This window comes from Enterobacter sp. UNJFSC 003 (assembly GCF_036903355.1).
GTDB lineage: Bacteria > Pseudomonadota > Gammaproteobacteria > Enterobacterales > Enterobacteriaceae > Enterobacter.
In genome coordinates this window covers 71,483-95,913 of sequence record NZ_JBAKHK010000008.1, presented here as the reverse complement: position 1 = coordinate 95,913, position 24,431 = coordinate 71,483, and the positions used below count along the sequence as shown (strand labels likewise).

The 24,431-nt window shown below is 55.9% G+C and carries 24 protein-coding genes; 3 read left to right on the top strand and 21 right to left on the bottom strand.

All coding sequences use genetic code 11. The features are described from left to right. Positions 1–71 precede the first annotated feature (71 nt). The 5 genes from gntU to V5P19_RS17495 all read right to left on the bottom strand — a co-directional run bounded on the left by gntU (position 72) and on the right by V5P19_RS17495 (position 5,013). Positions 72–1,412, bottom strand: a complete 1,341-nt coding sequence (gntU, locus tag V5P19_RS17515) for a gluconate transporter (RefSeq protein WP_023310036.1) — start codon at positions 1,410–1,412, stop codon at positions 72–74. A 3-nt stretch (positions 1,413–1,415) separates the two neighbouring features. Beyond that, positions 1,416–1,943 carry a gluconokinase gene (gene gntK / locus V5P19_RS17510; protein WP_334405547.1) on the bottom strand — a complete coding sequence of 176 codons (528 nt, stop codon included), beginning with the start codon at positions 1,941–1,943 and terminating at the stop codon, positions 1,416–1,418. Positions 1,944–2,069: 126 nt separating this feature from the next. Beyond that, entirely contained in the window at positions 2,070–3,065 is a 996-nt protein-coding gene (gene gntR / locus V5P19_RS17505) for a gluconate operon transcriptional repressor GntR (protein WP_334405545.1), read from the bottom strand. Positions 3,066–3,156: 91 nt separating this feature from the next. Beyond that, positions 3,157–3,852, bottom strand: a complete 696-nt coding sequence (locus V5P19_RS17500) for a pirin family protein (protein ID WP_242174001.1) — start codon at positions 3,850–3,852, stop codon at positions 3,157–3,159. 123 nt (positions 3,853–3,975) lie between these two features. Beyond that, complete coding sequence (locus V5P19_RS17495) at positions 3,976–5,013, bottom strand: oxidoreductase (RefSeq protein ID WP_334405538.1); 1,038 nt, start codon at positions 5,011–5,013, stop codon at positions 3,976–3,978. Positions 5,014–5,268: 255 nt separating this feature from the next. On the opposite strand from V5P19_RS17495, the gene yhhY reads away from it, so the two are divergent. After that, on the top strand, positions 5,269–5,757 hold the full coding sequence (yhhY, locus tag V5P19_RS17490; protein WP_334405536.1) for an N-acetyltransferase: 489 nt from the start codon (positions 5,269–5,271) through the stop codon (positions 5,755–5,757). A gap of 38 nt (positions 5,758–5,795) precedes the next feature. Here the strand turns inward: yhhY and ggt are convergent, their stop codons facing one another. Next, positions 5,796–7,541 carry a gamma-glutamyltransferase gene (gene ggt / locus V5P19_RS17485; RefSeq protein ID WP_334405534.1) on the bottom strand — a complete coding sequence of 582 codons (1,746 nt, stop codon included), beginning with the start codon at positions 7,539–7,541 and terminating at the stop codon, positions 5,796–5,798. Positions 7,542–7,663: 122 nt separating this feature from the next. On the opposite strand from ggt, the gene V5P19_RS17480 reads away from it, so the two are divergent. Beyond that, complete coding sequence (locus V5P19_RS17480; protein WP_334405532.1) at positions 7,664–8,044, top strand: DUF2756 family protein; 381 nt, start codon at positions 7,664–7,666, stop codon at positions 8,042–8,044. On the opposite strand, the gene ugpQ is transcribed toward V5P19_RS17480, so the two are convergent. The 10 genes from ugpQ to livK all read right to left on the bottom strand — a co-directional run bounded on the left by ugpQ (position 8,025) and on the right by livK (position 18,001). Continuing rightward, entirely contained in the window at positions 8,025–8,774 is a 750-nt protein-coding gene (ugpQ, locus tag V5P19_RS17475) for a glycerophosphodiester phosphodiesterase (protein WP_334405530.1), read from the bottom strand. The genes V5P19_RS17480 and ugpQ overlap by 20 nt on opposite strands. Next, entirely contained in the window at positions 8,771–9,841 is a 1,071-nt protein-coding gene (locus V5P19_RS17470) for a sn-glycerol-3-phosphate import ATP-binding protein UgpC (RefSeq protein WP_334405528.1), read from the bottom strand. The genes ugpQ and V5P19_RS17470 overlap by 4 nt, the downstream gene beginning before the upstream one ends. 1 nt (position 9,842) lies before the next feature. Continuing rightward, on the bottom strand, positions 9,843–10,688 hold the full coding sequence (gene ugpE / locus V5P19_RS17465; protein ID WP_334405526.1) for a sn-glycerol-3-phosphate ABC transporter permease UgpE: 846 nt from the start codon (positions 10,686–10,688) through the stop codon (positions 9,843–9,845). Then, a complete protein-coding gene (ugpA, locus tag V5P19_RS17460) occupies positions 10,685–11,572 on the bottom strand; it encodes a sn-glycerol-3-phosphate ABC transporter permease UgpA (protein WP_334405524.1) in 888 nt (295 codons plus the stop codon). The genes ugpE and ugpA overlap by 4 nt, the downstream gene beginning before the upstream one ends. Positions 11,573–11,645: 73 nt before the next feature. Then, complete coding sequence (gene ugpB / locus V5P19_RS17455) at positions 11,646–12,962, bottom strand: sn-glycerol-3-phosphate ABC transporter substrate-binding protein UgpB (RefSeq protein WP_334405522.1); 1,317 nt, start codon at positions 12,960–12,962, stop codon at positions 11,646–11,648. A gap of 187 nt (positions 12,963–13,149) precedes the next feature. Then, entirely contained in the window at positions 13,150–13,863 is a 714-nt protein-coding gene (gene livF / locus V5P19_RS17450) for a high-affinity branched-chain amino acid ABC transporter ATP-binding protein LivF (RefSeq protein WP_334405519.1), read from the bottom strand. Positions 13,864–13,880: 17 nt separating this feature from the next. After that, positions 13,881–14,648: a high-affinity branched-chain amino acid ABC transporter ATP-binding protein LivG gene (livG, locus tag V5P19_RS17445; RefSeq protein ID WP_334405517.1), complete on the bottom strand. Its 768-nt coding sequence runs from the start codon at positions 14,646–14,648 to the stop codon at positions 13,881–13,883. After that, positions 14,645–15,922, bottom strand: coding sequence for a high-affinity branched-chain amino acid ABC transporter permease LivM (locus tag V5P19_RS17440; RefSeq protein WP_334405515.1), 1,278 nt, complete (start codon positions 15,920–15,922; stop codon positions 14,645–14,647). Before V5P19_RS17440 ends, livG begins: the two co-directional genes overlap by 4 nt. Next, positions 15,919–16,845 (bottom strand): high-affinity branched-chain amino acid ABC transporter permease LivH, encoded by a 927-nt coding sequence (gene livH, locus V5P19_RS17435; RefSeq protein WP_010436488.1) that lies wholly within the window; start codon positions 16,843–16,845, stop codon positions 15,919–15,921. Before livH ends, V5P19_RS17440 begins: the two co-directional genes overlap by 4 nt. 46 nt (positions 16,846–16,891) lie before the next feature. After that, positions 16,892–18,001 carry a high-affinity branched-chain amino acid ABC transporter substrate-binding protein LivK gene (gene livK, locus V5P19_RS17430; RefSeq protein ID WP_334405512.1) on the bottom strand — a complete coding sequence of 370 codons (1,110 nt, stop codon included), beginning with the start codon at positions 17,999–18,001 and terminating at the stop codon, positions 16,892–16,894. A 424-nt stretch (positions 18,002–18,425) separates the two neighbouring features. Between livK and panM the strand changes: the two genes are divergently transcribed. Further along, a complete protein-coding gene (panM, locus tag V5P19_RS17425) occupies positions 18,426–18,815 on the top strand; it encodes an aspartate 1-decarboxylase autocleavage activator PanM (RefSeq protein WP_334405510.1) in 390 nt (129 codons plus the stop codon). A gap of 90 nt (positions 18,816–18,905) precedes the next feature. Here panM and livJ read toward each other — a convergent pair whose 3' ends face one another. From livJ to ftsE, 5 genes are all read right to left on the bottom strand, one after another. Further along, the gene (gene livJ / locus V5P19_RS17420) at positions 18,906–20,006 is read right to left on the bottom strand and encodes a branched chain amino acid ABC transporter substrate-binding protein LivJ (RefSeq protein ID WP_334405507.1); all 1,101 of its coding nucleotides are present in this window, start codon (positions 20,004–20,006) and stop codon (positions 18,906–18,908) included. A gap of 197 nt (positions 20,007–20,203) precedes the next feature. Beyond that, complete coding sequence (locus tag V5P19_RS17415; protein ID WP_334405505.1) at positions 20,204–21,469, bottom strand: 4-aminobutyrate--2-oxoglutarate transaminase; 1,266 nt, start codon at positions 21,467–21,469, stop codon at positions 20,204–20,206. A 135-nt stretch (positions 21,470–21,604) separates the two neighbouring features. Continuing rightward, positions 21,605–22,462, bottom strand: a complete 858-nt coding sequence (gene rpoH / locus V5P19_RS17410; RefSeq protein WP_334405503.1) for an RNA polymerase sigma factor RpoH — start codon at positions 22,460–22,462, stop codon at positions 21,605–21,607. 253 nt (positions 22,463–22,715) lie between these two features. Further along, positions 22,716–23,771, bottom strand: a complete 1,056-nt coding sequence (gene ftsX, locus V5P19_RS17405; RefSeq protein WP_334405501.1) for a permease-like cell division protein FtsX — start codon at positions 23,769–23,771, stop codon at positions 22,716–22,718. Further along, complete coding sequence (gene ftsE / locus V5P19_RS17400; protein ID WP_119937559.1) at positions 23,758–24,429, bottom strand: cell division ATP-binding protein FtsE; 672 nt, start codon at positions 24,427–24,429, stop codon at positions 23,758–23,760. The genes ftsX and ftsE overlap by 14 nt, the downstream gene beginning before the upstream one ends. Positions 24,430–24,431: the final 2 nt, after the last annotated feature.

Below are 24,431 nucleotides of genomic sequence, written 5' to 3'. Positions count from 1 at the left end.
GCAAAACGACAACAAAAGTTGTCGTTTTTGGTGTTTGCACCCTTCCCTGTTGGAGAGGGTGCAAACCGGCGTTAGCTCAGCAGCGTAAACGCAATCATCCCGACAATCGCCCCTGTCGTGCCGAGGATAGTTTCCATCAGCGTCCAGGTTTTCAGGGTTTGCGCTTCGGTCGCACCGGTAAATTTACCAAACAGCCAGAAGCCTGCATCGTTCACGTGAGAGACAACGATAGAGCCACCCGCGATGCAGATAGACAGCGCGGCCATCTGCGCACCGGAATAGTTCAGCTGTTCAATCACCGGCATCACCAGACCGACGGCCGTTAAGCACGCCACGGTCGCGGAGCCCTGGATGATACGCACCGCCGCAGCCAGCACAAAGCAGGTTACTGCAATTGGCAGGCCCATCCCGGTCAGCGCTTCGCCCAGAGCCGGACCCACGCCAGAATCCACCAGTACCTGTTTGAACACGCCGCCCGCACCGATCACCAGCAGGATAATCCCCGCAGGCTGCAGCGCTGCACCGCAAATCTCCATTACTCTGTCTTTCGGCATGCCCTGACGCATCGCCAGGCCGTAAATCGCCACCAGACACGCCACCAGGATCGCGGTGAACGGATGGCCGATAAACTCAAACCACTCGTAGGCTGAAGACCCCACCGGAACAAAGCGCGCGGCGATAGTTTTCAGGCCAACCAACACCAGCGGCAGCAGGATCAGAGAAAGGCTGAAGCCGAAGGACGGCATTTTGCCTTCACCCAGATGCGGCTCGGTGACGTCATCCGGAATATGCAGCTCAACGTAACGGCTAATGAAATTGCCCCACAGCGGACCGGCAATAATCATTCCCGGGATCGCAGCACACAGGCCAATCAGGATCATCCAGCCAAAGTCGGCGTGCATTTGAGACGCCAGCAGCATCGGTGCAGGCCCAGGCAGCAGAAACGCCGCCGCGGCCGCCACGCCCGCAAACAGCGGAATGACCAGCTTAACGAGGTTAGTGCCGGTATGGCGCGCCATGGAGAACGCCACGCTAATCAGCAGCACAACGGCCACTTCAAAGAACAGCGGCAGCGCGCAGATCAGGCCAGCCAGGCCAATCGCGTAGTGCGCGCGGCTGTGCCCAAAGGATTTCAGCATCTTGACGGCAATCTGGTCGACCGCGCCCGTCTCATGCAAAATCTTGCCAAACATCGCGCCCAGCGCGACCACTATGGCCAGGAAGCCCAGCGTGCCGCCCATCCCTTTTTCCATCGTCGCCGCGATTTTATCGAGCGGCATACCGGAAAAAAGACCTGCACCAATAGAAACCACCATCAAAGCCACGAAAGCGTGCATACGCGCTTTCATCACTAAAAACAGCAGCAGCAATACGGAACCCACTGCTGTCAAAACAAGCGTTAATGTACTCAAAACTTACAGCCTTTTGTTAATAACCTCGATGGTGCTGGCGACAACACCTTCCAGCGGCTGATCGATATCAACCACCAATACATCCTGCTCGTCCGCACCCGGCTCCTGCAACGCTTCAAACTGCGTGACAAGCATCTGGGTTTTGAAGAAGTGGCCTTTACGCGCCTTCAGACGGCTTTCAATGACCTCGAAGTCCCCTTTCAAATAGATGAAAGAGAGGTTCGGATTGCCGTCACGCAGCAGGTCGCGGTAGGTTTTTTTCAGCGCAGAGCAGACGATCAGAGAGACTTTGTTGGTACGCTGCATCGCGAACGCGGCGTCATTCAGCGCCCGTAACCACGGCTTGCGGTCATCGTCGTTCAGCGGCTCGCCTGCGGCCATTTTGGTGATGTTGCTGCGAGGATGGAGGAAGTCGCCATCAAGAAACGCAGCATGCAGTTGATGCGCCACTTCGCTGGCCACGGCTGATTTACCGCTACCGGAAACGCCCATCAGGACGTAAACGTGGTGATCATGATTAGTCGTGCTCAAAGGGTGTCCCTCAGTCAATTGTTACGGGTAACAGTTATCGGTAACATTGTCCTGCTGGGGCAAAAGAGAAGCAATATCCAAACGTGCGCGAAGTGAATAAGTGTGAGCTACTTCAAATTTGTCAGCTTAAATAGATCCACCCGGTGACAAGGTGAAACCTAAATCTAACATTTTAGGGGTAACCACCTCGCCACGAATGCGCGCCAGCAGGCGTTCCGCACCAATGCGGCCCATGCGCTCACGCGGGGTCAGGACGCTGGCCAGACGCGGCTCCATCACTTGACCAATATCGTGGCCGTGGAAACCGGCAATCGCGATATCATCGGGGATCTTCAACCCCAGACGCTGGCATTCAAACGCTGCACCGACCGCAAGGTCATCGTTGGTACAGAAAATACCGTCCAGTTGCGGATATTCGCGACGCGCCTGACGCATCAGTTCAATACCGGACGTGTAGGAAGAGGATTGCTCCACCATCACGCTGTACGGCGTTAAACCGGCATCAAGCATCGCCTGCTCGTATCCCTTCTGTTTGATGATAGTACGCTCATCAAGACGCGCCCCCAGGTAGGCCACGTGGCGATGACCACGCGCGATGATGGCAGCCGTCATCTGACGCGCCGCTTCGAAGTTATCGAATCCGACGGCAATATCGAGGCAGGGAGACTGACTGTCCATCAGCTCTACCACCGGAATACCGGCAACTTCGATCATCTTGAGCGTGCGAGGGGTGTGAGTACGTTCGGTTAAAATCAAGCCGTCGATGTTCCAGGAAAGCATCGATTCAAGACGTTCCTCTTCCAGTTCCGGCTTGTACCCGTAGTGCGCGAGCATGGTCTGGTAACCAAAAGCATCGGTTACGCTTTCAATACCGCGAAGCACTTCGGCGAAAACCTGGTTGGTTAAGGAAGGAAGCAGAACGCCCACCGCACGGCTGGTCGCATTAGAGAGAATATCGGGTGCGCGGTTGGGGATATAACCCAGTTCATCGAGGGCAGCGGCAATCTTGCCACGCAACGCCACGGAAACCTGTTCCGGGTTACGTAAAAAACGGCTGACCGTCATTTTGGTCACACCGACGCGATCGGCGACATCCTGAAGTACGGGGCGTTTCTTTTTCATCGTCCTGATAAATCTTGAAGTGAGAGATTTTCTCAGTTTATCACGGACAAAGCTCAACCTTCCCCGTTTAAAGGGAAGGTTGAGTAATTATTTATACCGGCGGCAGGTCGAACAGCAGGATTTCACTTTCGCTGTCGGCGTGGACGGACAGAGCCTGCTCGTCCCAGATTGCCAGACCATCAGCCGTTGTCGCTTTCGTACCGTTAATGGTGACTTCACCTTTCACCACCTGGATCCACACGCGGCGGTTAGCGGCAATCTGATGCACAGACTGTTCATCTTTCGCCAGCGCCCAGCGGTACAGCTCCATATCCTGATGCACTTTAAGGGAACCTTCACGCGCGTCCGGGGACAGCACCAGCTGTTTGCCCTGCTTAGCGTCGAAGCGGCGCTGTTCGTAGCGCGGCGTGATGCCGGTTTCTTCTGGAATGATCCAGATTTGATACAGGTGCAGTTTTTCCGTTTTGCTCGGGTTGTATTCCGAGTGACGCACGCCGGTACCCGCACTCATAATCTGGAACTCACCTGCCGGAACCTGCTCTTTATTGCCCATGCTGTCCTGGTGCTCCACCGCCCCTTCCAGCACATAGGTCAGGATTTCCATGTCTTTGTGCGGGTGGGTACCGAAGCCCTGGCCTGCATCAATCACGTCATCGTTAATAACGCGCAGTGCGGAGAAGCCCATGAAGTTCGGGTCGTAGTAGTCAGCAAACGAGAATGAATGCCATGAGTCCAGCCAGCCATGATTTGCGTGACCACGTTCGTTTGCTTTGCGTAAGTAGATCATTGTTTTCACCCTCAGTTCGTTTCGATGAAGTAAGTGTGGACGCAAACCGCCTGGGATCATAGAGGGTGAAAATTGACTCCTCTGTTCAAAAATTATGAACAAGCCAAGAGGAGCCTAAATATCTTATTTGGCGAGGGTTATCGTGGCAGGAGAAGCCTGTTCGAAGGCCCGCTCAAGGAGTTCGAGGTTTGTGAGAACGTCAGATTCCTTGACGTAATTCGGTGCCCCCGCGGTGAAAGTGTCAAACAGTGCATCATACACGCGGCCGTAGTCGCCCGTTTCTGGCGGCAACGTTTCTCTGACCGTAACGCCCTCCTGATTCACATACTCCAGCACGCCCACGGACTCATCCGCCGCAAAGCCGGGTTCGCCTGGCATAATATTGGCCTTCAGGCTGGTCTCCTGCTGGTCGATACCGTACTTGATAAACGATCCTTTAGTGCCGTGAACGATAAATTTCGGGTAGTCGATTTTCACCAGATGGCTGGTCTTGACGATGGCTTTGAGGTCGCCGTAGAACAGCTGCGCTTCAAAGGTATCGTCCGGGTTGGCTTTGTTACGCAGGCTGCGGATGTCATAAGCGACATGATCCGGGCGGCCAAACAGGGAGATAATCTGGTCCATGGTGTGCACGCCCAACCCGAAGAATGAGCCATCCTGCGGCAGCCCGGGCTGGGTTTCAACCACCGGGCGGTAGTAGTCGAAGTGACTTTCAATTTCCACAATGTCGCCCAGCTTGCCGCTTTCAATCGCTTTTTTCGCCGTCAGGAAGCAGCTGTCAAAGCGACGGTTCTGATACGGCGTAACGGTCAGTCCTTTGCTTTTCGCCAGCGCGAACAGCGCTTTCGCTTCCGCGATAGTCGGGGTGAAGGGCTTTTCTACCAGCACGTTTTTGCCCGCTTCGAGCGCGCGTTTCGCATAGTCAAAATGGCTGTCCACATGAGTGCAGACGATAACCAGTTTAACCTGCGGGTCGCCCAGTACCTCATCGAGATCGCTGGTGAAATGAATATGGGAATACTGCGGGTATTGCTCTTCCGGCTTCGCGCGGCGGCGGTAGATATGGGCCACATGCCAGGTATCTTTACGGTGAAGAACGTACGGAAGGTGGTAACGCGTGGTGCTTTTGCCAAATCCAATAAATGCGCAATGTAGTGTCATGGCTCAGTCCTTTTTAAGGTTACTGAGTCTAACCATAACAAAAAAAAAGCCAGCGAGAAGCTGGCTAAAGTAATACTGGAAGCAATGTGAGCAATGTCGTGCTTTCAGGTTCCCGTAGCGGTCTTCCTGAATGCAGAGCAATAATAATCATTCTCATTCGCACTTGTCCAATACTTTTTGCAAAAAATAGCGGTTGACTCAAATTTTAAAGTCATTGATGTTGGAAGGGACCTTTAACTGACTGAGGAATAAGGAATGAGTGAGATAGTGATACGCCACATCGAACCCAGCGATGCAGAAGCTTTGCGTGACATCATGTCGCATCCTGATGTGTATCACGACACGCTACAGCTCCCTCATCCCTCAATGGAAATGTGGCACGAACGCGTTGCGACAAAACCAGGCCGACGCCATCTTGTTGCCTGTCTGGAACAGCGCGTCATTGGGCATATGGCGCTGGACGTAATGGAAAACCCGCGTCGCAGCCACGTTGCCACATTCGGCATAAGCGTGGCTGCGGATATGCAGGGTCGCGGCGTAGGCCGCAGGCTCATGAGCGAAATGATTAACCTGTGCGACAACTGGTTACGCATTGAACGTATCGAACTGACGGTCTTTGACGATAACCCAGCGGCAGTTACACTCTATAAAAATTTTGGGTTTGAAATCGAAGGGACCGGCAGGAAATTTGCACTGCGCAACGGCGAGTATGTGGACGCGTATTATATGGCGAGAATGAAGTAGTTCAGTCCCCTCTCCCCTGCGGGGAGAGGGGTAACTCATCAATACCCCGCCGTCAAATCATCCACCGATCGCGGGTCCGACGCCCCAAACAACGCACCGTCCGGCCCGACCATAATGCTCTGGGTACTGCCCATCGCCTCTTTCACCGCGACTTTCTGCCCGCGCTGCTCCAGCAGCTTGATGGTATCCGGGCTAAAACCTTTCTCGACGCGCAGTTCGTCCGGCAGCCACTGATGGTGGAAGCGCGGGGCATTGGTCGCTTCGGCGACGTTCATCCCAAAGTCAATACTGTTCACCACCATCTGTAGCACGGTAGTGATAATACGGCTACCGCCCGGGCTACCGGTCACCAGCCAGGTTTTACCGTCTTTCACCACGATAGTGGGCGACATGGATGACAGCGGGCGTTTCTTCGGCCCTACTGCATTTGCATCGCCCCCCACCAGACCGTAGACGTTCGGCACGCCCGGCTTGGCCGAAAAATCATCCATCTCGTTGTTCAGCAAAATGCCGCTATTGCCCGCCACAATGCCGGTGCCGAACGTGGTATTGAGCGTGTAGGTCACCGCCACTGCGTTACCCTCTTTATCCACCACGGAGAAATGGGTCGTCTGGTTGCTTTCATACGGTGCCAGCTTGCCGGGGCGGATTTCGCTCGAGGGCTTGGCCTTATTGATATCAATCTGATCCGCAAGGGATTTGGCATAGGCTTTGTTGGTCAACGCCTGCCACGGCACCTTCACGAAGTCCGGGTCGCCGAGGTATTCCGAGCGGTCGGCGTAGGCGCGTTTTTCGGCCTCAGCCATAACCTGCATGGCATCGGCACTGCCAAAACCGAACGCGTGCATATCGAAGTTTTCAAGAATGTTGAGGATCTGCACGATGTGTATGCCGCCGGACGACGGCGGTGGCATAGAAAATACCGCGTAGCCGCGATAGGTTCCGCTAATTGGCTCCCGCTCCACCGCGTTGTATTCCGCCAGATCGGCTTTGGTGATGAGCCCCCCGTTCTTTTGCATCTCTTCAGCAATCTGGTCAGCAATTGCGCCTTTGTAGAAGGCGTCCGGGCCGTGCTCCGCAATCAGCTCCAGGCTTTTGGCAAGGTTCTTCTGCACCAGCCTGTCGCCCTTCTTCAGCGGTTCGCCGTCTTTCCAGAAGATGGCTTTACTGTTTTCATGATTAGGAATGACCTCGCTGCCGTAGGTCTTAAGATCGTCCGCCAGCGCATCGTTCACCACAAAGCCGTCGCGCGCCAGCTTGATGGCAGGCTGCACGACCTTGTTCAGCGGCATCGTGCCGTATTTTTCCAGCGCCAGCGAGAAGCCCGCGACGGTGCCCGGCGTACCGGACGCGAGATGCGAAGTTAGGGATTTTTTACTGTCAGGGTTACCCTGGTCGTCGAGGAACATATCGCGGGACGCCTGAGCAGGCGCCATTTCCCGGAAATCGATCGCGGTGGTTTTGCCGTCTTTGGTGCGCAGCATCATAAAACCGCCACCGCCCAGGTTACCCGCCTGTGGATGCGTGACTGCCAGTGCATACCCCACTGCGACCGCCGCATCCACCGCGTTCCCGCCCTGCTTGAGAATATCGACGCCCACTTTCGTGGCCAGCGCATCCACCGATGCCACCATGCCATGCGTTGCCCGCACGGGATGAAAAACATCTTCCTCCACGCCATAGGACACGGGTGGAGCCGCTGGCGGGTTAGCCGCCACGCTAAATGTGCCGCCGGCCATCAGCGCAGCGATCGCTATCCAGCGCAAAAACGTTGGTTTCATCATTATTGCTCTCCAGGTGATGGGGTCCATACTCCCCGGTTAAGCCTGGTTCACAACTCCTAAAAAATCATCGTTATGGTGGAATCAGGGTAAACTTAAGAGAGGCCTCAAAGGAGGAAATGACAATGAAACGCTTACTGATTATGACCGCGCTGCTCCCATTTGCCGCGCTCGCACAGCCACTGAACACCATGAACAACCCTAACCAGCCGGGTTACGTCATTCCGAGCCAGCAGCGTATGCAAACGGAAATGATGAGCCAACAGCAGCAGCAAAAGGGGATGCTGAATCAACAGCTGCGAACCCAGACGCAAGTACAGCAGCAGAGCCTGCAAAATCAGATGAATACCAACACCCAGCGTATTCAGCAGGGTCAGGTACGGGAACAGCCGCTGCAGAACAAAAACGGCGGCATGTTAGGTGGGGGGGCCACGCTGAACAGCGGCCAGCAGCATATGCTGCTGCCGCAATCAAATGGCAGTATGCTTAATAATCCGCAAAACTAAAGTTCGGGCCGATCCGATCGATGGCATCGGTACAGATGCTGTCCACCCCCCAGCGCAGCAGCTCGGCCGCGCGCTGGGGTCTGTTAACGGTATAAACCAGAATATGCAGGCCCGCCGCTTTCAACATCTTCACCCGCGCCTCATCCAGCAGCCTGTGATTGAGATGAATAGAAACGCACGCTAAGCGTGTTGTCAGCTCGCGCCAGTCTTCACGCCATTCATCCAGCAATAGCCCGCGCGGCAGCGCCGGCACGGCCGCCTGTGCCGCCTCCAAGGCGTCAATTTCAAACGAGGAGAGCAGCGGCGGCGTCATGCCTTCCCACAGCTCACGCGCGGCCAGCGCGATAACCTTGCCCGTTAATGGCCCGGTGCCGGTGGTCGGTTTGATTTCGATATTGGCCATCATCCCATGTTGGCGACAGCGGTCCGCCACCTCTGCGAGCAGCGGCAGCGGTTCGCCTTTAAATTCGCCGCTGTACCAGCTTCCGGCATCCACGTTCAGCAGATCGCGCCACGGCAGTTCGCCCGCCACGCCCCAGCCGTTGCTGGTGCGTTCGAGGTTGTCGTCATGAAGCAAAAAAATCTCACCGTCTTTCGACAGCTTGGCGTCAAACTCAATCATCGTGTGACCAAAACGCGCCCCCGTGTCGATGGCCGCCAGGGTATTTTCCGGCGCCAGTTTACCGCCGCCACGGTGGGCAACAATGTGGGGATAAGGCCAGTTACTCATATGCGTTGTCCTGTTTCACCATCAAATACGTGCAGGTGATTTTCCGGCAGATGCAGCCACATCGTGCTGCCTGCTTTCGGGCGTTCCTGATGCGCCAGGCGCACCACCAGCTTTTGCTCGCCCCAGCGTCCGTGCGCCAGGTTGTCTGCGCCCAGCATCTCCAGCGTGTCCATCACCAACGGCACGCCGCCGTCCGCCTGAGAGGTTAATCCAATATGCTCGGGGCGGATACCGAGCGTCATTTTACGCCCGGCGTAGCCACGATAGTACCAGTTGATCGGTAACGCCATCCCGCTTTCCAGTTCAAAGTGCGTTCCCGCGCTGCTGATCCGTCCTTCCAGCAGGTTCATTGCCGGGCTGCCGATAAAGCTCGCCACAAAGCGGGTGGCCGGTTTCTCGTAGACCTCCACCGGGGTGCCAATCTGCTCGGCGATGCCTTTGTTCATGACCATCACGCGCTGGGCGAGCGTCATCGCTTCGACCTGATCGTGGGTCACGTACAGGGACGTGGTTTTCAAACGGCGATGCAGCTGCTGCAGTTCAAGGCGCATCTGCACGCGCAGTTTGGCATCGAGGTTAGAGAGCGGCTCGTCGAACAGGAACACCGCCGGATCGCGCACGATGGCGCGGCCCATCGCCACGCGCTGGCGCTGTCCGCCGGAGAGTTCGCGCGGGCGGCGCTTGAGCAGGCCGTCCAGCTCCAGAATGCGCGCCGCTTCTTTCACGCGCTCGTCGATGTGGCTTTTGCCCATTCCGCGAATTTTCAGCCCCCAGGCCATGTTCTCTTCCACGCTCATGTGCGGGTAAAGCGCATAGTTCTGAAACACCATCGCGATGCCTCTGTCTTTTGGCTCCATCTCGGTGACGCGCTGGCGGTCAATCCAGATATCCCCGGACGTCACGCGCTCCAGCCCCGCCACCATGCGCAGCAGGGTGGATTTGCCACAGCCGGACGGACCGACCATGACGATGAATTCCCCGTCCGCTACGTCGAGCGTCAGCGGCTGAATAATCTGGGTTTTACCGTCCCAGCTTTTGGTTACTGCCTGAAGTTTTAAACCTGCCATCTTATTTCTCGCTATCGACCAGGCCACGGACAAACGCACGCTGCATGGCTAAAACAATGACTACGGGTGGGATAAGGGTGAGCAGCATTGCCGCCATCACCTGGTTCCAGAGAGTGGTGCCTTCGCCGGTAGCGATCATGCCTTTGATGCCCGCCACGGCGGTGCCGAGGTTGACGTCCTGGATAATCAACAGCGGCCACAGGTACTGGTTCCAACCGTAGATAAAGGTGATCACAAACAGCGCCGCGAGGTTGGTTTTTGACAGCGGCAGCACGATGTCGCGGAAAAAGCGCATCGGCGACGCGCCGTCGATTCGCGCCGCCTCGATCAGCTCATCCGGCAATGTCATAAAGAACTGCCGGAACAGGAAGGTAGCGGTCGCTGAGGCCATCAGCGGCAGAGTTAAGCCCGCGTAGCTGTCCAGCATTCCGAGGTTGGCGATCACTTCCACCGTCGGGAAGATGCGCACTTCCACTGGCAGCATCAGGGTGATGAAGATCATCCAGAAGAAGAGGTTGCGCAGCGGAAAGCAGAACCAGACGATGGCGAAGGCCGAGAGCATCGACACCGTGATTTTGCCGACGGTTATGCCAAATGCCATGATGAAGCTGTTGAGCATCATCAGCCAGAACGGTGCGCTGTTGGCCCCCACGCCCTGCGTCCAGATGGTCTTCATGTTCTCAAACAGATGCCCGCCGGGGATCAGCGTCATCGGCGTATCGAACACGGCTTTGGTGTCCAGCGTGGCGGCAACAAAGGCCACGTACAGCGGGAACAGGATGACGATGATCCCTAAAATCAGCATGGTATGGCTGAAAATCGTCAGCCCGCGACGGTTCTCAATCATTGGTAGCGCACCTTACTTTCGACATAGCGGAACTGCACCACCGTCAGGATGATAACGAGGAACATCAGCACCACCGACTGGGCAGCGGAAGCCGAGAGATCCAGCCCGGCAAACCCTTCGCGGTAGATCTTGTAGATAAGCGTAGTGGTGGCTTGTACCGGGCCGCCTGCCGTGGCCGCGTCGATCACCGGGAAGGTGTCGAAGAAGGCATACACCAGATTGACCACCAGCAGGAAGAAACTCACCGGGGCGATCAGCGGCAATGCCAGCCTGAAGAAGCGACGAACCGGGCCAGCCCCGTCTATCGCCGCGGCTTCGACCAGCGAGCGCGGGATGGACTGCAGCGCGGCAAAGAAGAACAGGAAGTTGTAGCTAATCTGCTTCCACACCGAGGCGAACACCACCAGAAACATCGCCTGGCCGCTGTTCTGGGCATGGTTCCAGTCGTAGCCTAGCTCTGCCAGGAAATGGGTGATCAAACCGCGGCCAGGGTTAAACAGGAAGATCCACAGCACGGCAGCGACGGCAGGGGCAACGGCGTAAGGCAGCAGCATCAGCGTTTGATATAAACGGCTGCCGCGCACCACGTAATCCACCAGCGCGGCGAAGAACAGCGAGGCGATAAGGCCACTTGCGGTAACCAGGGTGCTGAATGTGATCGTCGTCCAGAAGGCGTCGAGGTAGTAGCTGTCGTGCCACAGGGCCGTGAAGTTATCCAGGCCCACAAACTGGCTGGACAGCCCGAAAGGATCGACGCTTTGTACCGAGTACCATAGCGCTTCGCCCGCAGGCCAGATAAAGAAGATAACGGTGATGACCAGCTGTGGCGCGACCAGAAGATAGGGCAGCCAGCGGGAACGGAACACCGGACGGGATGATGACATAGGTTAGCTCTGTAGGTTACCCCTAACCCTCTCTCCTTTGGGGAGAAGGCCGGGGTGAGGGGTAAGGTTTGAATTACGACTTCGTCGACTGCTCAAAGCGACGCAGCAGCTGGTTACCGCGTTCTACTGCAGAATCCAGCGCCTGCTGTGGGGTTTTCTTCCCGGTCCAGACGCTTTCCAGCTCTTCATCAACGATGGTTCGGATCTGCGGCATGTTGCCCAGACGCAGGCCTTTGGTGAACGGCAACGGTGGCTTATTCAGCATCTGACGCGTGGCAATATCTGCACCGGGATTTTTGCTGTAGAAGCCCTGCTCGCGGGTCAGGTCATACGCGGCTTTGGTGATCGGCAGATAGCCGGTCTTCTGGTGCCATTCGGCAGCGTTTTCCGGCTTCGCCAGGAAGTCGAGGAACTCGGCTACGCCTTTGTAGGTGCCCTTGTCTTTGCCCTGCATCACCCACAGGCTCGCCCCGCCGATAATCGCGTTCTGCGGCGCGCCCTTCATGTCAGCATCGTAAGGCATCATGCCCACGCCGTAGTTGAATTTGGCGTAGTGACGGATATCGGCCAGCGAGCCGGAAGAGGCGGTGGTAATGGCGCAGTCACCGTTGTAGAACTTCTCGGTAGATTCGTCTTTACGCCCGAAGTAGCTGAAGTCGCCCTTCTTGTTGAGTTCTTCCAGCAGGGCGATATGCTTCACCTGCTCAGGCTTGTTGAACTCCAACACCGCATCGGTGCCGTCGAAACCGTTGTTTTTGGTCGCAACCGGCAGGCCGTGCCAGGCGCTAAAGTTTTCAATCTGGATCCAGCCCTGCCAGCCGCTGGCGTAACCGCATTTCATGCCTGCGGCCTTCAGCTTCGCCGTGTACTCGGCAAGATCCTGCCAGGTTTTGGGCGGCTGCTCCGGATCTAAACCGGCTTTCTTGAAGGCATCTTTGTTGTAGTACAGCACCGGCGTAGAGCTGTTGAACGGCTGAGACAGCAGGTGTCCGGTTTTGGAATCGGTGTAGTAGCCGGACACGGTCGGCACGAACTGGGATTCGTCAAAGTTGATGCCCGCGTCTTTGAACACTTCGTACACCGGCTTGATGGCTTTAGAGGCCATCATAGTGGCGGTTCCCACTTCATAAACCTGTAACAGCGCAGGCGCATTGCCGGTACGGAAAGCGGCAATACCCGCGCTCAGGCTCTGCTCGTAGTTACCTTTGTACACCGGCACAATTTTGTAATCCGGGTGGGTGTCGTTGAAACGCTGCGCCAGGGAGTCAACCTCTTTCCCCAACTCCCCTTCCATGGAGTGCCAGAATGGAATGGTCGTCACAGCCATTGCGTTTGCCGCAAAAGCCAGACTCAGTGCCAGACCTAAAGCTGTGTGTCGTAACAATGTCATTGTCATCTCTCTTGTTGTGCCGGATGCGCGATATCACGCGTTTTGTGCTCGCGAGGTAACATGACATGCTCGAATGACAGAAAAATAACTGTTTGCTTACAGATAGATGACAGCAAGGCGTCAGAGGGATGATGGAAATGTGAAAGAAAACATTAAAAAGGCAACGTGCGTTGCCTTTTTGCTTTTACTATCCGCCCAGGTAAGCGCTGCGCACCGCTTCGTTCGCCAGCAGCGCGTCACCGGTATCCTCAAGCACCACGCGGCCGTTTTCCAGCACGTAGCCACGGTCAGCGAGCTTCAGCGCCTGGTTGGCGTTCTGCTCAACGAGGAAGATGGTCATCCCCTCTTTACGCAGCTGTTCAATGATGTCGAAGATCTGCTGGATGATGATCGGTGCAAGCCCGAGCGACGGTTCATCCAGTAGCAGCAGACGTGGCTGACTCATCAGCGCTCGGCCAATCGCCAGCATCTGTTGCTCACCGCCGGACATCGTGCCCGCACGCTGGATACGACGCTCCCACAGGCGCGGGAAGAGTTCATATACCCATTTGATGCGGGTCTGAAACTGGTCACGGTGCGCAAAGAAGCCGCCCATCGCCAGGTTCTCTTCCACCGTCATTCGGGAGAAGACGCGGCGCCCTTCCGGAACAATCGCCACCGCTTCGCGCATGATTTTGGCAGTCTGCCAGTCGGTAATATCTTTATCATCAAACACAATCCGCCCGCTGGTGGCGCGCGGGTCGCCGCACAAGGTTCCGAGCAGCGTGGTTTTACCTGCCCCGTTGGCCCCAATCAGGGTGACAATTTCGCCCTGATTGATATACAGGCTGACATCGTGCAGCGCCTGAATCTTCCCGTAGTGAGCATTGACCTTGTCGAACGTTAACATCGCTTTATCCATCTTATGGCTCGCCCCCATTATGCTTCACCTAAATAGGCGCGGATCACGTCCGGGTTGTTGCGGATCTCTTCCGGCGTGCCGTTTGCCAACGGCGTCCCTTGGTTCACCACGTAGATACGATCAGAAATGCCCATGACCAGCTTCATGTCATGCTCAATCAGTAGAATGGTGGTGTCATGATGATCGCGAAGCTCGGCGATAAGCTCGTCCAGCTCTTTGGTCTCTTTCGGGTTGAGGCCCGCAGCCGGTTCGTCGAGCATCAGGATTTCCGGCTGGGTGACCATACACCGGATGATTTCAAGACGACGCTGATCGCCATACGCGAGGTTGCTCGCCTGGCGGTTAGCGTGCTGCAGCAAACCAATACGATCGAGCCAGATGGCGGCGCGATCCAGAGCGTCTTCCTGCGCGCGGCGGAAGGCCGGCGTTTTCAACAGGCCGGAGAAGAGGCCGGTTTTGAGCTGCTGGTGCTGTGCCACCAGCAGGTTCTCAATCACCGTCATTTCACGGAACAGACGCACGTGCTGGAACGTACGCACGACGCCCATCCGGGCAATCTTCTGACCAGGCAAGCCCTCAAGATGCTGGTCGCGCAGCGTAATGGTGCCGCCCGTCGGCTTGTAGAAACCGGTCAGGCAGTTAAAGACTGTGGTTTTCCCCGCGCCGTTCGGGCCAATCAGGGAGACAATTTCTTTCTTGTGCAGATCCAGATTCACGTTGTTGACCGCCAGCAGGCCGCCAAAACGCATCATCAGGCCGTTAACGGATAATAATGGCTGACTCATGCCTGCTCTCCTTTTGCCTGGGTGCGTTTCAGCTTCAGCTGTGGACGGGTCATCGGCAGCAGGCCCTGTGGACGCCAGATCATCATCAGCACCATCAGCCCACCCAGCATCAGCATGCTGTACTCGTTAAAGTCTCGCATCAGCTCGCGGGAGACCACCAGCAGAATGGCCGCCAGGATAACGGCAAACTGCGAGCCCATCCCACCGAGTACCACAATTGCCAGCACAAAGGCGGATTCGGCAAAGGTGAAGGATTCCGGGCTAACGAAGCCCTGGCGCGCGGCAAACAGCGTCCCGGCGAAACCGGCAAACGCGGCGCTGATGGTAAACGCGGTCAGCTTGATGCGGGTCGGGTTCAGACCCAGCGAGCGGCAGGCGATTTCATCCTCACGCAGCGCTTCCCACGCGCGGCCCAGCGGCATACGCAGGAGGCGGTTAATCACAAACAGCGTCACGACTACCAGCAGCAACGCGACCAGGTAGAGCCAGATAACGCGATCGGACGGATCGTACTTGATGCCGAAGAAATTGCTGAAGGTATCCCAGCCGCCTTCACGGGCGGTACGGCTGAACTCCAGGCCGAAGAAGGTGGGTTTCGGGATCTGGCTGATACCGTTCGGGCCGCCGGTCACTTCGGTGTTGTTAAGCAGCAGGATACGGACGATTTCGCCGAAGCCTAAGGTCACAATCGCCAGGTAATCACCGCGCAGGCGCAGCACCGGGAAGCCGAGCAGGAAGCCCGCCGCCGCAGAGACCAGCCCCGCCAGCGGGAGGCACGTCCAGAAGCCGAGACCGTAATAATGGTTCAGCAGCGCAAAGGTGTAGGCACCGATAGCGTAGAAGCCACCGTAGCCCAGCACCAGCAGGCCAGATAATCCCACCACCACGTTCAGACCCAGCCCTAGAATCACGTAGATCATGGTCAGGGTGGCGATATCTACCGTACCGCGCGAGACCACAAACGGCCACGCCACGGCAGCCACCAGCAGCGCCACGAGGAACAGCTTTTGCTTAACGGTAGAGCCGTCGATCGCCGGCAAAACGAATTTTGGCCCAGAGACGTTTTTCAGCGTCTTCTGGAATACCGGGCGCAGCAGCTGGAACAGGAACACCACCGCGGTACCGACGAACACCCACTGCCAGCGGATATCCGCCGCGGTATCGACGACCAGCTTAGTGCCGTCCAGCTCTAACTGGACGCCCATAAAGACGCCCGCCAGCACAAAGAACATGGCGGCAGAGAGCAACGCCATTGCAACATGCATCGGTTTCATACTTTCTCTACCTCCGGACGACCCAGAATACCGGTAGGCATCACCAGCAGAACCAGAATCAGCAGGGCAAACGACACCACATCTTTATATTCAGTGCTCAGGTACGCCGAGGAGAGGGCTTCGGCCACGCCCAGAATCAGGCCGCCAATCATGGCGCCAGGAATGCTGCCGATACCGCCCAGTACCGCTGCGGTGAAGGCCTTCATCCCGGCCATAAAGCCAATATACGGGTTAATCACGCCGTAGAACTGGCCGAGCAGCACACCCGCCACCGCCGCCATCGCGGCGCCGATCACGAAGGTCAGGGCAATCACGCGGTCAGTGTTGATGCCCAGCAGGCTCGCCATTTTCAGGTCTTCCGCACAGGCGCGGCAGGCGCGTCCCATACGGGAGTAGCGGATGAAAATGGTCAGGGCCAGCATCGCCAGGAAGGTCACAACCCAGATAACCAGCTGCATGGTGGTGATAGACGCAGAGAAGTTTTCGCTGGCCCCCACAATCCACTGGCCGTTAAACAGGCTTGGCAGCGCCACATCGCGTGAGCCTTCGGTCAGGCTGACGTAGTTTTGCAGGAAGATAGACATACCGATGGCGGAGATCAGCGCAATCAGGCGCTTGGAGCTACGTACCGGCCGGTAGGCCACGCGCTCTATGCTCCAGCCGTAGGCGCTGGCAATCACAATCGCGCCAACAAACCCGGCGGCAACCAGCAGCCAGCTGCTGTCAATGCCCATCATCATCAGGGCAGCAATGATCATAAAGGAGACATAGCTACCGATCATGTACACCTCGCCGTGGGCGAAGTTGATCATACCGATAATGCCATAAACCATCGTGTAGCCGATGGCGATCAGTGCATAGGTGCTTCCCAGCGTGACGCCGTTAAACATCTGCTGCAAGAAATAGAGAAACTGCTCAGACATATACAAACCTTTTTATACCCGCCCGGTGGTCCGGGCGGTGGGATAATTATTTGGCGGCCGAGGACGAACCGTCGGCGTGCCACTTAAAGACACCAAACTCAAATCCCTTCAGATCGCCTTTCTCATCCCAGTTCAGCGGCCCAATCACGGTGTTCGCCCCGTGTGCTTTTAAATCTTTCACCAGATCCAGCGGCTCTTTGCTGCCGGTACGCTCCAGGGCAGTTGCCAGAGACTGTACGGCGGCATAGGTGATCCACACGTACGGACCGCTAGGATCTTTCTTCTGCGCCTTGAGCGCCTCTACGATAGCGTTGTTCGCCGGATCCTGGTCATAGCGTTTTGGCATCGTCACCAGCATGCCTTCAGCAGAATCACCCGCAATGTTAGACAGGGACGCATTGCCTACCCCTTCTGGCCCCATAAACTGGGTTTTGAGACCGGTCGCGCGCGCCTGACGCAGCATCTGGCCCATTTCCGGGTAGTAGCCACCGTAGTAAACGAAGTCGATGTTCTCTTTCTGCAGACGCGCAATCAGCGCGGAGAAGTCTTTCTCGCCTGCGGTAATCCCGTCAAAGAAGACGATATTCGCGCCGCCTTTTTTCAGGCCGTCCTGCACGGATCGCGCCAGGCCTTCACCGTACTGCTGCTTGTCATGAATAATGGCAATGCGCTGCGGTTTCACCGTTTCGAGGATGTATTTCGCGGCGGTTGGGCCCTGGGAGGAGTCCAGTCCGGCGGTGCGCATAATATGCTGGTAACCGCGCTGGGTGAGTTCCGGGTTGGTTGCGCCCGGGGTGATCATCAGGATGCCTTCATCTTCATAAATATCCGACGCAGGCTGCGTGGAGGATGAACACAGGTGGCCAATCACGTACTGGATACCATCGTTCACGATTTTGTTGGCGACCGCGACGGCCTGTTTGGGATCGCAGGCATCGTCATATTCCACGCCCACCAGCTTGTCGCCTTTGATGCCGCCTTTGGCGTTGATATCTTTGATGGCCTGACGTGCGCCGTTGAACTCCATGTCACCCCACTGGGCAACAGGGCCGGACATCGCACCGACAACCGCAACTTTAATATCTTCCGCCATCGCTGCCTGTGAAATCGACAGTGCAACCATTCCCGCGATTAATGCTTTCGCGTTCCTTTTCATCTCTGAATCCCCATTCGTGACGTGATGTTTATATTTTGTTTTATTATGGTTAAAAAGCATTCTGAACTTTTAATGAACAACGCTATTTTTACCAGTGCCTTTAATGGTTTAGCGCAGTTTTTTTACAAAAACCAGACTAATATCTCTATTTTTCAGGCGATTAAGCAAAGATAATATTCTGAAACAAGACAGAGATAAACAAATAAAAGTGCAGTTTGCAGCATAATATAACGGTACAAAGCGCCGAATAAATCACTACCCTTCAGGTTAAAATCCTGCTTATTTTTCGATCCATGTGTTTTCGAACTGCACATTGCGATGCCAAAAAACTAATCACCTGGTAAATGGGAATAAAAAGAGAAAGCCTCCAGGCGACTAAATTGAGTACACTGCCCCTACTCTATTTGATTTGGACAAGCAGCTAATGAAACTGACAATCGTTCGTCTGGTGACCTTTAGCGACCAGGATCATATCGACCTGGGCAAAATCTGGCCGGAATATTCCCCTTCCTCGCTGACCGTCGACGAGACTCACCGTATTTATGCCGCGCGCTTCAACGAGCGACTGCTGGCTGCAGTACGCGTTACGCTGAGCGGTACGCAGGGTGCGCTAGACTCATTGCGCGTGCGTGATGTGACCCGCCGTCGCGGCGTGGGGCAGTATTTAATTGAAGAAGTGATCCGCGAAAACCCGAGCGTTAGCGCGTGGTGGATGGCCGACGTCGGCGTGGAAGACCGCAGCGTAATGGCGGCGTTTATGCAGGCGTTGGGGTTTACGGCGCAAGCGAATGGGTGGGAGAAACGCCAGGGTTGAATAGTGCGGCCTGATGCCCTCACCCCGGCCCTCTCCCGCGGGGAGAGGGGGAAAACATTAAAAAAGGCAACTTACGTTGCCTTTTTGCGTTTATTTGGCGTCGGTCGCCGTACCGTTAGCGTGCCAGTCAAACACGCCGAACTCGAAGCCCTTCAGGTCGCCTTTCGCATCCCAGGACAGCGGCCCCATCACGGTATCAACTGAATTTGCTTTCAGCCAGGTGGCAATTTCAGCCGGATCGGCTGACTGATTCAGGCCCGCCTGCAAAGACTGCAGCGCAGCGTAGGTGGTCCAGACGAACGCGCCGCTTGGATCCTGTTTCTTCGCCTTGATAGCGTCTACGATCGGTTTGTTCGCAGGCACCTGGTCGTAGTTCTTCGGCTTGGTCACCAGCAGGCCTTCAGCAGATTCGCCCGCAATGTTAGACAGGGAAACGTTCGCGACACCTTCCGGGCCCATGAATTGGGTTTTCAGACCAGCAGCACGTGCCTGGCGCAGGATCTGGCCCATTTCCGGGTGATAGCCGCCGTAGTAAACGAAGTCGATATTTTCTTTCTTCAGACGCGCCACCAGCGTAGAGAAGTCTTTTTCACCGGCAGTGATACCGTCAAAGAACACCACGTCCGCTTTCGCTTTCTTAAGGTTATCCTGCACGGAGCGTGCCAGGCCTTCACCGTACTGCTGCTTGTCGTGAACGATGGCAATGCGCTTCGGCTTCACTTTTTCAACAATGTACTTCGCAGCGGTTGGGCCCTGATCGGAGTCCAGACCCGTGGTACGCAGAATCAGCTTATAGCCTCGTGCGGTCAGCTCTGGTGCAGTCGCTGCCGGGGTGATCATCAGAATGCCTTCGTCTTCATAGATGTCTGACGCAGGCTGTGTAGAAGAAGAACACAGGTGACCGATAACGTATTTGATCCCGTCGTTCACCACTTTGTTCGCTACGGCTACCGCTTGTTTCGGATCGCAGGCATCATCATATTTTACGATCTGCAGTTTTTCGCCTTTGATACCGCCCTTAGCATTAATGTCAGCAACGGCCTGTTCTGCGCCAGTAAATTCCTGATCTCCATACTGAGCGACCGGACCGGACATCGCGCCGACAACAGCAACTTTAATATCGGCCTGCGCCATGGCGCTGAATGCCAACGCCATACATCCTGCCAGTAACGCTTTACCCTTCATGTTCATCCTGAGAATCCCCATTGTTATGGTTATAACGATTGTTGTGATGTTGTTGTGTAGCGCTTTATTTCATTTATAGGTGTGCCGGTCGCGCTTTTTCAGCACACTCTGCTAAAACATACCCCATTTTTATGATTTTGGAATAGCTAATTTGAAATGTATATATGCTAAGCCCGGCGAGGTTTCGACGCCGGGCAGCGGCGTTATCGTGTCAGCGAGGCGGAAATGATATCCAGCGCCTTGCGGAACTGAACTTCAGGAATGGTGAGCGGGTACAGGAAGCGAATGACGTTACCGTACACGCCGCAGCTCAGAAGGAGCAGCCCTTCCTGTAACGCACGCTCCTGCACCTGACGGGTAAATTCAGGCGACGGCTGCCCGGTTTGCGGGTCGCAAAACTCCACCGCGACCATCGAGCCCTGCGCGCGAATATCCGCGATATACGGACAACCTTCTTTTGCTTTATTCAGCACCTCGACGAGGTGATGACCCAGGTGTGCCGCCCGCGTGCAGAGATCCTCTTCGTCAATAACGTCCAGCACCGCATGGGCTGCCGCAATCGCCAGCGGGTTACCGGCATAGGTTCCGCCCAGCCCACCGGGTGCTGGCGCATCCATGACCTCCGCCCTGCCCGATACCGCGGAGAGCGGCATTCCGCCCGCCAGGCTTTTCGCCATAGTGATCAGATCGGGCTTAACGCAGTGATGTTCCATTGAGAAGAGCTTGCCCGTTCGCGCAAAGCCAGACTGGACCTCGTCAGCAATCAGCAAAATACCGTGGGTATCGCACAGGGCGCGCAGAGCCTGCATAAAATCAGCGGGGGCAACGTTGAAGCCACCCTCACCCTGAACCGGCTCAAGGATAATGGCCGCCACCTGATCCGGGGCAATGTCCGCTTTGAAGATACGATCCAGGCTTTTTAAGGCGTCAGCCGTACTCACGCCGTGCAGGTCGTTGGGGAACTGCGCGTGATAGACCGATCCTGGAAAGGGACCAAAACCCAGCTTGTACGGTGCAACTTTGCCGGTCAGCGCCATGGTCATAAAGGTGCGGCCATGGAAGGCGCCGCCGAAAGTGATGAGGCCGGGGCGTTTGGTGTACGCACGGGCAATTTTGACCGCGTTCTCAACCGCTTCTGCGCCCGTGGAGAAGAAGGCCGTTTTGGCTGGACCATCAATCGGCACGCGGTCGTTGATGCGCTCAGCAAGCGCCACATAGCTTTCGTACGGCACAATCTGGTAGGCCGTGTGGGTAAAGGCGTTGAGCTGCTTTTCGATGGCGCCGATCACTTTCGGATGGCGATGCCCGGTATTCAGCACCGCAATCCCCGCCGCGAAGTCGATATATTCGTTACCTTCAACGTCCCACACTGTGGCATTTTCGGCTTTATCGGCATAGAAGTTACACATGACGCCGATACCGCGCGGCGTTGCCTGCAAACGCCGGTCATTCAGTTCGTTATTTTTCACCCTGTCCCCCTGAGAAATTCGCCTGCTTAGCGCATCTGTAAGTGTTTGCCAGGGGGGAGGAATTCGCCAGAGCGGGTGCTAAAAAAACAAAACCCCCGAATTTGCATTCGAGGGTTATCGGGTACTTCGCAGAAATTACGCTTCGATAGCGGCGCGAAGTTTCTTCATGGCGTTCTTTTCAAGCTGACGGACACGTTCAGCGGAAACGCCGTAGCGGTCGGCCAGTTCCTGAAGGGTGGACTTGTTATCTTCGTCCAACCAGCGGGCACGGATAATATCCTGGCTACGTTCGTCAAGGCCTTCCATCGCAAAGGTCAGCTTGTTCGCCGCCTGGTCTTCCCAGTTATCCTCTTCAATGCCGTCGGCAAAGTTAGAGGTTTTATCCTGCAGATACAGGACCGGGGCCATCGGCTGGCTGTCCGAGGCGTCGTCGTCGGAAGACATGTCAAACGTCATGTCCTGCGCGGCCATACGGGATTCCATCTCACGGACGTCTTTGCTGGTTACGCCCAGCTCACGCGCCACCATTTCAACTTCATCCTGATTGAACCAGCCCAGACGCTGCTTAGTTTTGCGCAGGTTGAAGAACAGTTTGCGTTGCGCTTTTGTCGTGGCGACTTTCACGATACGCCAGTTACGCAGCACATATTCGTGAATTTCAGCTTTGATCCAGTGCACGGCGAAGGAGACCAGTCGCACACCCACTTCTGGGTTAAAGCGACGAACAGCCTTCATCAGGCCGATGTTACCTTCCTGAATCAAGTCCGCCTGCGGCAGGCCGTAGCCCGAGTAATTACGAGCAACGTGAACAACAAAGCGCAGGTGAGACAGGATCAGCGTCTTAGCTGCTTCCAGATCGCCCTGGTAATGCAGCTTTTCAGCAAGCTCCTTTTCTTCCTCGGCCGTTAACATCGGCCAGGTGTTCGCAGCCCGGATGTATGACTCCAGGTTACCAACAGGGGCTAAAGCTAAAGTTTGCATTTCTTTGGTCATTCATTCCTCTCAATATTTCTCTTCTGGTCCAGGTTATCCCCATCAGGCAACAACCATGCCAAAGCGTTTGAGCAGCGAGATTACCATTCACTCTTGTATCAGACAGTGATTTTATCCACAAGTTCCAGGTGCAACGGTGAATAAATTACGCACAAAATGTGACATGGAGATGAAAACAGGGAAAGAGACAACAGGGACACTTTCCCTGCAGAGCAAACATCTCGGTGCAGGGAAAGATTATATCACGCTTTTATTAGTCGGGAGTAAAATGGCGTAAATGTTGAACCGTTGCCAGCCATGCTGCCACCCAGCCGATCATGGAGCAAACCAGCAACAACAACAGGCACTCATCGAAGCCTAACCCACTGATATCAAACTTGGTTCCGAATACTTGCGCGACGTCGGTCACGGCGGACGAGAGCCGCATCACCAAAATTTCTGACAATATCAGTGAAAGAAATGCGCCGGAAAAACCGAGCAATGCGCCGCCGTAAAGGAACGGGCGGAGGATGAAACCATCCGTGGCACCAATCAGTTTCTGCACGTTGATGCTATCGCGACGGGCGAAGATGCTCAGACGCACGCTGTTACCGATGACGAGGAACACCGCCGCAATCATCAGAACCCCAATCATCGCCGCAACACGCCCCACCAGACCGGTCAGCGCAGACAGTCGCGCAAACCAGCTGTCGTCCATGCGCACTTCATCAATACCCTGGATACGGGTGATGCGGTCACGCAAGGTATTGAGCGAATCGGTTCCCTGGAAATCGAGCTTCGGAATCACCACCGCCACGGCGGGCAGCGGGTTTTCTTCGAGCATATCCAGCGCGCCGCCAAATCCTGACCAGTTGCGGAACTCGCCCAGCGCTTCATCGCGCGAGAGATAGTTCACCTTCTCCACGCCCTGCTCGGCCTGAATTTGCCCAACCACTTGCGCGGCCGCATTATCGTCGAGCGCTTTATCCAGATAGACGGTGATCTGCGGCGACGGATAATACTGCGACGCCGCCTGGTTGACGTTCTTATAGACCATGTAGCAAACGCTTGGCAGCGTCAGGGAGATGGCAATCACCATCACCGTCAGAAACGTCGCCAGCGGTTTACTTTTCAGATCCTGCAGCGCGCCGTGGAAGGCATAGCGCACCTGCTCATTGAACACATTGGTTTTGCGGGAGTTAGGCTTCGGCGCCGCTTTTGCGCGCTTAGGCGCATGACGATTGCCATCACCACCGCCCTGTGGCTTGCGGAAACGGTCAAACCGGTTTCCGAATTGCCGAATCTGGTTCATTGCATCACGCTTGTTCACCGTGGCCTCCGTGCAAATGCCCGTCGCTTAGGGTCAGCATACGGTACGAACGACGGGAAATGAGCCCGATGTCGTGCGTCGCCATCAATACCGTCACCCCTACGCGGTTGAATTCCTCAAACAGACGCAAAATCCCTTCTGACAGGGCATCGTCCAGGTTACCGGTAGGTTCATCCGCCAGCAATACCGCCGGCTTGTTCACCACCGCACGGGCAATGCCCACACGCTGCTGCTCACCGCCGGAAAGCTGGATCGGGAAGTTCTTCGCTTTGTCCAGCAGCCCGACTTTATCCAGCGCCGCAGAGACGCGACGGCGGATATCATCATAGCTGGCACCGGCAATAATCAGCGGAATAGCCACGTTATCAAAAACGGTGCGATCCATCAGCAGGTGGTGATCCTGGAAAATCATGCCGATCTGCCGACGCAGGAACGGCACTTCACGGTTTTTCAGACGGCTAATGTCATGACCGCTGAAAAAGATTTTCCCGGCGCTTGGCCGCTCGATCCCACAGATAAGCTTGAGCAGGGTACTTTTCCCCGCGCCGGAATGGCCGGTCAGGAATGCCATCTCGCCCGGCTGCAGGTGAAATGTCACCCCCTGCAGCGCTTGTCTCCCACCGAGATAGGCCTTGCTGACGTGTTCAAAGCGAATCATTG